At 44.6% G+C, this 8399-nt stretch carries 9 protein-coding genes; 8 read left to right on the top strand and 1 reads right to left on the bottom strand.

The genetic code is table 11. The features are described from left to right. On the top strand, positions 1-783 hold a 783-nt coding region (locus RWJ43_RS04915; protein ID WP_314008497.1), incomplete at its 5' end, for an LPXTG cell wall anchor domain-containing protein. A gap of 119 nt (positions 784-902) precedes the next feature. Here RWJ43_RS04915 and RWJ43_RS04910 read toward each other — a convergent pair. Beyond that, on the bottom strand, positions 903-1502 hold the full coding sequence (locus RWJ43_RS04910) for a hypothetical protein (RefSeq protein WP_314008494.1): 600 nt from the start codon (positions 1500-1502) through the stop codon (positions 903-905). A gap of 136 nt (positions 1503-1638) precedes the next feature. On the opposite strand from RWJ43_RS04910, the gene RWJ43_RS04905 reads away from it, so the two are divergent. The 7 genes from RWJ43_RS04905 (at position 1639) to RWJ43_RS04875 (ending at position 8289) form a co-directional block, all read left to right on the top strand. Next, complete coding sequence (locus RWJ43_RS04905; RefSeq protein ID WP_314008492.1) at positions 1639-2589, top strand: hypothetical protein; 951 nt, start codon at positions 1639-1641, stop codon at positions 2587-2589. Between the two features lie 47 nt (positions 2590-2636). After that, complete coding sequence (locus RWJ43_RS04900) at positions 2637-3572, top strand: hypothetical protein (protein ID WP_314008490.1); 936 nt, start codon at positions 2637-2639, stop codon at positions 3570-3572. 50 nt (positions 3573-3622) lie between these two features. Next, entirely contained in the window at positions 3623-4165 is a 543-nt protein-coding gene (locus RWJ43_RS04895) for a hypothetical protein (protein WP_314008488.1), read from the top strand. A gap of 21 nt (positions 4166-4186) precedes the next feature. Beyond that, positions 4187-4570, top strand: coding sequence for a hypothetical protein (locus RWJ43_RS04890; RefSeq protein ID WP_314008486.1), 384 nt, complete (start codon positions 4187-4189; stop codon positions 4568-4570). Positions 4571-4699: 129 nt separating this feature from the next. Continuing rightward, entirely contained in the window at positions 4700-5626 is a 927-nt protein-coding gene (locus RWJ43_RS04885) for a hypothetical protein (RefSeq protein ID WP_314008482.1), read from the top strand. 301 nt (positions 5627-5927) lie between these two features. Further along, positions 5928-6506, top strand: coding sequence for an isochorismatase family cysteine hydrolase (locus RWJ43_RS04880; protein WP_314008480.1), 579 nt, complete (start codon positions 5928-5930; stop codon positions 6504-6506). Between the two features lie 202 nt (positions 6507-6708). Further along, a complete protein-coding gene (locus tag RWJ43_RS04875; protein ID WP_314008477.1) occupies positions 6709-8289 on the top strand; it encodes an MBG domain-containing protein in 1581 nt (526 codons plus the stop codon). The last annotated feature ends 110 nt before the right edge of the window (positions 8290-8399 follow it).

The following is an 8399-nucleotide window of genomic DNA, read 5'->3' as shown; positions in this document are numbered from 1 at the left end:
GAGGTGACAGAAGCAACCGCAACTACTGCAACGACTGCAACTAACGATGCAGCTGAGGCAACCGTCACAGTTGAGACAACCGTCTCGACCGAGTCGTCCGCTGCAACTGAAGCAGTCACCGCAGCTGAGACGACTGCGACAACTGAGACAACCACTTCAACTGAGGCTGCTGCCAGCACCACCTCAACAGATGACAATGGTGCAACTATTGTTCGTTATTATGATCCTGAAGTTGGTTGGAATATTAGGATTAATCTTGTTGTCGGCGCATACGGCACTCAATACAACGGAAATGCCTATATCCCTGCGACGATTTCAGACGATCATAAGAGTTTTACTTTTGATGGAAATATTCAGCGAGATGGTTACACGCTGGTAGGATATTCGTCAGAAATACTTCTCAGTAATCAAAGGGATAACGCAACTCCTGACCAGTCAATGCCTTACACCGTTGATGCTAATGGAATTGTTCACGTGAATTTTGCTGATATTACCACGTGGTCCGTTACTGATGACCTGCGTGACGACACTACAACTTACTATTACTTTTTTGCTCCTCTTTGGGCACCAAATCCTGAGCCAGAACCAGAGCCAGAACCTGAGCCTCAGCCAGAACCAGAGCCCACTCCAGTTGTGCCTGCCTCTGATGCAACCCAAACTCCTGCACCAAGGCGCGAGAAGAGCGTTCTGCCTAATACAGGTGACGCAAGCTCTGTAGCAGGTGTTATCGCAGCAGCTGGCACTACTCTTGTTGCACTTGGTCTCCGCAAGAAAATGAAGTAATAAACTGCAAGAGCTAATAAGTAACAAATACGCCTCTAGAAATAAGATTCTCTAGGGGCGTTTCTTTTTAAGGTATCTTTTGATTTTTGGCTCGCGGTTAAACGAGCTTTTAGGATACGCTAAAAAATATATCCCTTTGCAACAGCCCAGTTCCAGATACGGTCAGCCTGTACTTCACAGTGCTGCTTAAGTTCAGCAGTGTTAGAACCAGTGAAAGTAACTTGCTGGACAGAAAGAGGAAGGTTATCTGGTCTAGTAATAGTTAGAGTTGCGCTGTTCATAGCCATGCGAGCGGTCTTGTTTGTACCAAGGCGGACCTTAACAGTAAAGTAACCACGATCAACAGGCCACTCGGTAACTTCTCCGCTATTGGCTGTTCCAGACCTAAATCCGTTTGCATTAGCAATAATGCTATAGCCATTCATAAAGAAACCAGCTGCAATAAGTAAGCCACCAATGGCGCACAAAAGAATTCCTGCAAAAATGGTGCCCTCACCATTTAAATTAAAGAAATTCCAGAGGCCGCCAACAGCAAAAAACGCACCGGCTGCCCAACCAACAAGAGGGCTAGCAGCTCCCTGAGGTTTACCAAAATCAATTACATCGTAAGTAAGAGGAATTGGGGAGGTGTCGTTTTTATCGTAAAGATAAACGTTGCTTAGAGTTTCTTGTTTTTGAGCGGGTTTTTGTGGTGTTTCTGGTGGAGTTGGAAGTGACATAAAGCGTCCTCCTTTTAGCTGGTAGAACTATTCAGGATATAAATAATTATCCTATTTGAGAGATTTATTGTAACATATTGGATAGTAGAGGCTTAAATTTTTTAATTTGGCACTGCTCCCACTGAAAGGATGCTTAATGAAAAGACGTCAACTAGTACTGACTTGTGCACTGGTACTTGCGCTTTCATCAGGTGTTGTATTTACTGCGTGTAGCCCTAATATTTTTGGTTTACCATCACCTGAAGAGATTGCCGCTCAGAAGGAAGCAGAAGAGAAGAAAGCTGCTCTTGCTCCTTATGTAGGCATTTGGGAAGCCAAGTCAATCGAAGATGAAAATAAGGGCACAGTCACTGAAGACATGTACAAAGATGTTAGAGATGTTTATCTAGCAATTTATGGCTATGACTTCTCTGATGATGGCACTGGTTTGTTTGTTCGCTTCGGCGCTCAGAAGCCCTTTACCTGGTCTGTTGATGCCGATGGAAAGCTTACTATCACCCTTGCAGGCAATGCTGGAAGCTATACAGCAAGCGTTGATTCCTCAGGTCAGATGACCGTTGAGGGCTCTGATGGTTCTAAAGCTATCCTTACTCAGGTAAGCAAGACCTCAGGTGATTATTCTCATATTAGGTATGAGCCCTTTAATCCATTAACAGGAACGGGCAACATTTCTAAAAACAAGTCATCGCATGAAACTAAACTACGCTTTACTATCACCACTGAGCTTGATCAGGTCATTGTTGATACCGATGAGCTCTATGTAAGGCTTATTGGCATCGCTTCCCTTAAAGACCTTAAGGGTTTTGAAGGCTCTGTCTTTGAGGTTATTAATAGAACTCATTATACAACCGTCTATCAATTTACTATTCAAGATCCAACCGATGGCTATTGGGCTTATGGATTTAACGTGTTAGAGCCAGGTGAGAGAGTCTATGAGTACGTTCTTAATAACCAACGTAGAGATAAGTCACTTTCTGAAGTCACAGATGTAAAAGGCACTCTTGAGTATGACCACTCTAGCAATGGCGCCCTTCATAATGACGATAAAACCGTGACATTTGATTTGCCTACCGGACAGAGCAAATAACTGCTAAAAGTTGGTTTTATATCGCTGCACGTATGGAAGGAAGTTTAATGAAAAAGCGTCAAATGCTGTTAGGATGCCTGCTTGCACTTGTGCTTTCTGTAAGTGCAGTGCTCAGTGCCTGTTCATCAGGGGATAATAGTCCCGCAGGAAACAAAAAGTCTGCTGGTCAGATCGTAGGTGTTTGGGAAGCTTATGACATCTTCGAACCCGGACTAGGAAACCTGAGGGAGGGAGAAGCCTACGACGATTATAAAGAACAGTTCCATGCAATTTATGCTTTCAGCTTTGCTGAGGATGGAACTGGCTTGTTTACTCGCTTTGGCATAATGAAGCCTTTTACCTGGACTGTTGATGCAGAAGGAAAGATTACAGTTACCCTTGAGGGTACTGCGGGATCTTTTACGGGAGAGATTGACGCTGAGACTGGCAGGTTAAGGCTCAAGGGCACTGGCTACGATGAGACTGACGCCGAGCTTAAGCAGATTTCAACTACTGCTGGAGACTATGCAAGTGCTACCTATCAGCCATTTGATCAACTTACCAATAAAGGTACCGTACCAACCATGATTAGGTATAACGATCTCAAGTTTAAGAATTTTGAAATAACTCGAGAGGTCAATAAAGTTCTTATCGATACAGATAAGCTGTATATGAATCTGTATGCTATCGCTCAGGTACCAGGAAGCTCTCAAGAAGGTTACGTATTTGAGATTATCAATAAGTGTCCTGAGTCATTTTACGGAGAGTTCTCTCTTGGAGATCTACATGGTCCTCTGAAAGCCTTTGGTCAAGCCTCCTTACAACCTGGTGAGAAGTTCTATTTGTTCGTTCCTAATGTCTCGCAAACACCAGGATCTCTTGTGGCACTTTCTAATCCAAAAGCTACGGTTGATACTATTTACAATGACCCAATAACTAGCGTACTTACTCAGCAAAGGCAGAGATTAGAACTTGATCTAAATATCCCTCCTAAGTCTGAGTAGCAAAAGAACGCATATCTTCAGATTGATCACCACCATTGAAAGGACACTTGATGAAAAAACATAAAATACTGCCAGTTGTTGCGCTTGTCTTGGCGCTCTCTGCTGGTGTTATGTTTACAGCTTGCACTCCTAACATTGGTGGGCCTTCGGCTGAAGAAATTGCAGCTCAGAAGGAAGCAGAAGAGAAGAAGGCTGCTCTTGCTCCGTTTGTGGGCGTTTGGGAAGCAAAGTCTATTAGTGATCCAAAGAAGGGCGAGATTCCCGAGAGTGTCTATCCAACAGCAAGAGACACATTCCAGGCCATTTACGGCTATGACTTTTCCGACGACGGCACTGGACTATTCATCCGTTTTGGTGCTCAGAAGCCCTTTACCTGGACCGCTGATGCCGATGGCAAGATTACCATCACCCTTGCTGGCAACGCCGGAAGCTATACAGCAACCGTTGATTCCTCAGGCCAGATGACCATTGAGGGCTCTGACGGTTCCAAGGCAGTGCTTACCCAAGTAACTAAAACCTCAGGTGATTACTCTTCTCTTAAATATGCTCCATTTGATGCGCTTACGGGTAAGGGAACTATTGGAGGAAATTAGTCCTCCCATGATGACTTCTACATGAATTTTAAGGTAGTTACCGAGGTCAACAGGGTTGTTGTTGATAATGACGACATGTACGTCAGATATGTTGGAATCGCCACAACACCAAGCGGTCAAACCGAAGGTTATGTTTTTGAGGTAATCAACAAGTCCGATAAGACGGCCTCATATGACTTTAGGGTGGATAATTCGGATTCCACTGTGTTTGGAACAGCTCTTAATGTTCTTGAGCCTGGTGAGAGATTCTATGAGTTTGTAGTTGATAGCTCCAAAGCAGATGTACCTCTGGCTAAGCTTTCTGAATCTCAGGGAACTTTTAAGTATTCCCATGTTGCAGATGGAACCAGTCTTGAAGACGAGAAGACCGAGCAGTTTGATTTGACGATTTCACAGAATAAGTAATGCACTCAGACGATATCTAGATTGAGCATAATGAACTTTGTCAAAAAAGTGTCGCCAATAAAGGACATTGTCAATCTAGAGAGCTTTGGTGTTGGAGGGACTTTCTTGAAACAGCGTAGACTACTTTTTATGCTTGCACTTACACTTGTGCTTTCTACCAGCATTGTGTTTACGGCTTGCACTCCTAACATCGGCGGACCATCTCCTGAAGAGATTGCAGCTCAGAAGGAAGCAGAAGAGAAGAAGGCTGCGCGCGCTCCGTTTGTGGGCGTTTGGGAAGCAAAGTCTATTAGTGATCCTAGCCAGGGAGATATCCCCGAGAGTGTTTACCCAACGGCAGTAGAATCCATGAAGTCAATTTATGGTTATGACTTTGCTGATGACGGCACAGGCAATTTCATCCGTTTTGGCGCTCAGAAGCCTTTTACCTGGTCTGTTGATGCTAATGGAAAGCTCACTATCACCCTTGCAGGTAATGCTGGCAGCTATACAGCAACCGTTGATTCCTCGGGTCAGATGACCGTTGAGGGCTCTGACGGTTCCAAGGCAGTCCTGAAGCAAGTTACTAAAACATCTGGTGATTATTCCAGCCTTAAGTACAAGCCTTTTGATGCAATGGCAGACAAGGGTACTATTGCGTATAACTTCTCTTCTACTAAGGGCGAATACAAGATGCGCTTTAAGCTGAAGACCGAGGTGGACAAAGTTCTTATCGATAATGACGATCTTTATGTCAGGTATGTTGGTATTGCTAAATCCCCAGATGGTTACTCTGAAGGCTACGTCTTTGAGGTTATCAACAGGTCTGAAAACTGGGTGAATTGCACCTTTAAGTTAGATAATTCTGAGAATTCCGTATGGGCTAACGATTCTAACTATCTTGAAAGTGGCGAGAGGGTCTTTGCATTTGTTATTAATAGTGCAAATCAGAAAAAGCCTCTTGCTGATCAGACTGAGGTAAATGCAGTTGTTGAGTATTACCACATCAAAGGTGGTAAGAGTATGGAAGACAATAAGACAGAAAACGTCGACCTGATAATCTCTCAGAAGAAGTAAGTGTGCCGTTGATATGAGCCTACTCTATCTACTATCAGCACCATTAGACGCAAGCATTGCATGGTTTCTAAGCGCACATACACAAACAACACAACTAAGGAGAATCAATATGCACATAGATATGCTCATATTGTTCCTCAAATTTACAGTAATGACCCTATTCATACTTATGATTGGCTACTCATTACTGCTAATTGAATACGCTTTAACAATACTAAACATGGGTTGATTTGCGTAACAAACGCCGATGGATGTACAAGTAGCGGTATGCCCCGCATTACAAAAGAAAGCGTGACCAAACATGAAGAAGGCTTTGATTTCGATTGACTACACCTACGATTTTGTAGCAGATGATGGAAAGCTTACAGCAGGTAAGCCGGCTCAGGCTATTTCAGATGCTATTTATGAGGCTACAAAGTGTGCTTTTGATCGTGGCGATTATATTTTCTTTGCTATTGATGCTCACGACCCAGGGGACAATTTCCATCCAGAGACTAAACTTTTCCCACCTCACAACATTATTGGAACAAGTGGTAGAGACCTGTTTGGCCCTCTGAATGATTTTTATCAGCAGCACAAAGACGATAGCCATGTGTTCTGGATGGACAAACGCCATTACTCGTCTTTCTCGGGAACTGATCTTGATATTCGCCTGAGGGAACGTGGCATTAACACAGTTATTCTGACTGGTGTTCTTACCGACATCTGCGTGCTTCACACAGCGGTTGACGCTTACAACCTGGGCTATCACATTGAGGTTGTCGAACCAGCAGTTGCGTCGCTGACGCCAGAGAATCATCAGTTTGCGCTTGCGCATTTCAAAAATACCCTTGGGGCAACATTGGTTGATGCAGAGCTTAATGAGATAGAGAGCGCATAATGACGCCAGAACAACGAGCAGTTATAAGTGCTTAAGTACCTAAGTAAATTACTTAAAACGTTTATTTGACCCAAGGTTAAAAACTTGGGTCTTTTTTGTTACCTATGGCTAACTTATCTGATAAGATACGGGTGTTCAATGGGCAAAACTGTTGTGACTCAATTGGAGAGTTCATATAAACAGTCAGATTGTGGGAAGCTCTATGTACGTTAAGCATGTGCCAAGTAGGCTCCGTGCTCAGTTTGCTGTTGTGATGGCGATTGCAGCTTGTTTGTTTTTCTCGCCATTTACAACAAAGGCTTACGCAGATGGAACATTTGAGATTACTGACTGGCTCTCGGGCTATGGTTCTAGTAGTTTGCAATACATCTACAGCAACAACAAGACTGCAATGGACGCTGTATCCACATGGTCTTTCTCTAGTTCAAGGGTGACTATTGGTGCCAGTAGCGGTTCTTCTATTCAGGACTTCACTGTTCCTACTACTGTAACCAATATTACTAGTACCTACCAGAGCACGTACCTGGGCAATGGTACTCGTGTTCAGGTTTACGCTGGTCTGAGCCCTAGGGGTTCTCGCATTATTTTCCCAGCAGGCTTTAACGGAACCATTTCAAATATGAAGTTTGAGGGCGATGTTATTGTTGAGGCTGGTGCAAACGTAACTTTTGACAATGTTACGTTCTACAACGGCCTTGATAACAGGGGAACTTCAACCGTTAAGAACTCCACGGTTGTTCAGATTGACCTTACCACCACCAATGGCGGTGATTTGACTATCGAGAATACCAGGTTCCAGAATTCCAATAATACCGCTGGCGTAGTGCTTCCTTCTAACAAGATCACTCCTGCAAAGGTTGGCGAGGCCTACAACGAGCCAATCACCATTCCTTGGGCTGCATCTACTATGGGTTACGACACCTTTACCGTAGACAATCTGCCTGCTGGTCTTACGCTTAGTCCAATGGAGAATGATGCAGCTGCTCGTAGAAGTACTGCAACTATTTCTGGTACTCCAACTGCTGCAAGCAATGGTTATACGCGCATCACCATCAAGAATGGTACCCTGTATGACTTTACTATTCCTATGAAGATGAGCGTTCAGAAGGGCACTGTTGCTGTTCCAACCGCAACCAACTATACCTATAACGGTCATAATCAGCGTGGTTTTGATACCACCGCTAACCCACAGGTAGTTGTTAGTGGCCAGGTTTCAGCAACTTATCCTGGTACGTATGAAGTTGAGCTTGATCTTGCTGACCCTATGAACTACACCTGGGAAGATGGCACCAATAACACCAAGGATGCAACTTGGACAATCAATAAGGCTCAGCTTGTCGTGACCTATGCTGGCGAGACTATCGAGAAGGGCGGTACACCTCAGCTTACCCTCACCGTTACTGGTTTTGTAAATGGCGAGACCGCTGATACCGCTCGCAACTACACCGCTCCTACCCTCAGCGCAACTGACCTGAGCGTTGGTACGCATGAGCTGACTCCTGCAGGTGGCTCAGCTGACGACTACGAGTTCGTCTACGTTTCTGGAACTCTTACCGTGACCGACACTGCAAGCGACCCATCTAACAGCAACGCCAACAACGGTACAAGCAGCTCTAACAACGGCACCAACAACGGCACGAACAGCTCGCAGAAGAGACACAAGTCGCACAAGAAGGGCGTACTGCCAGATACCTCTGACGCTTCCGTTGTTCTGTCTTCTGTCAGTATGCTTGCTGCTGCAGGCGCAATAGCTGCTGGTATTCGTCTTCGTAAGCGTGCTTAGCCGCTGAGTCATAGCGCTCTTTGCAATTGCTCGAACTAGCAACAGTCTCTCCTGAATTGAACTGCCTCCCATTTCTTGGACATAAGAAATGGGAGGCAGTTTATTGTGCG

Origin of the sequence: Lancefieldella parvula (assembly GCF_963530955.1) — a bacterium.
In the GTDB taxonomy this organism is placed as follows: Bacteria; Actinomycetota; Coriobacteriia; order Coriobacteriales; family Atopobiaceae; genus Lancefieldella; species Lancefieldella parvula_A.
Note: the sequence above shows the minus strand (reverse complement) of the source record. Positions and strands in the feature narration are given on the sequence as shown.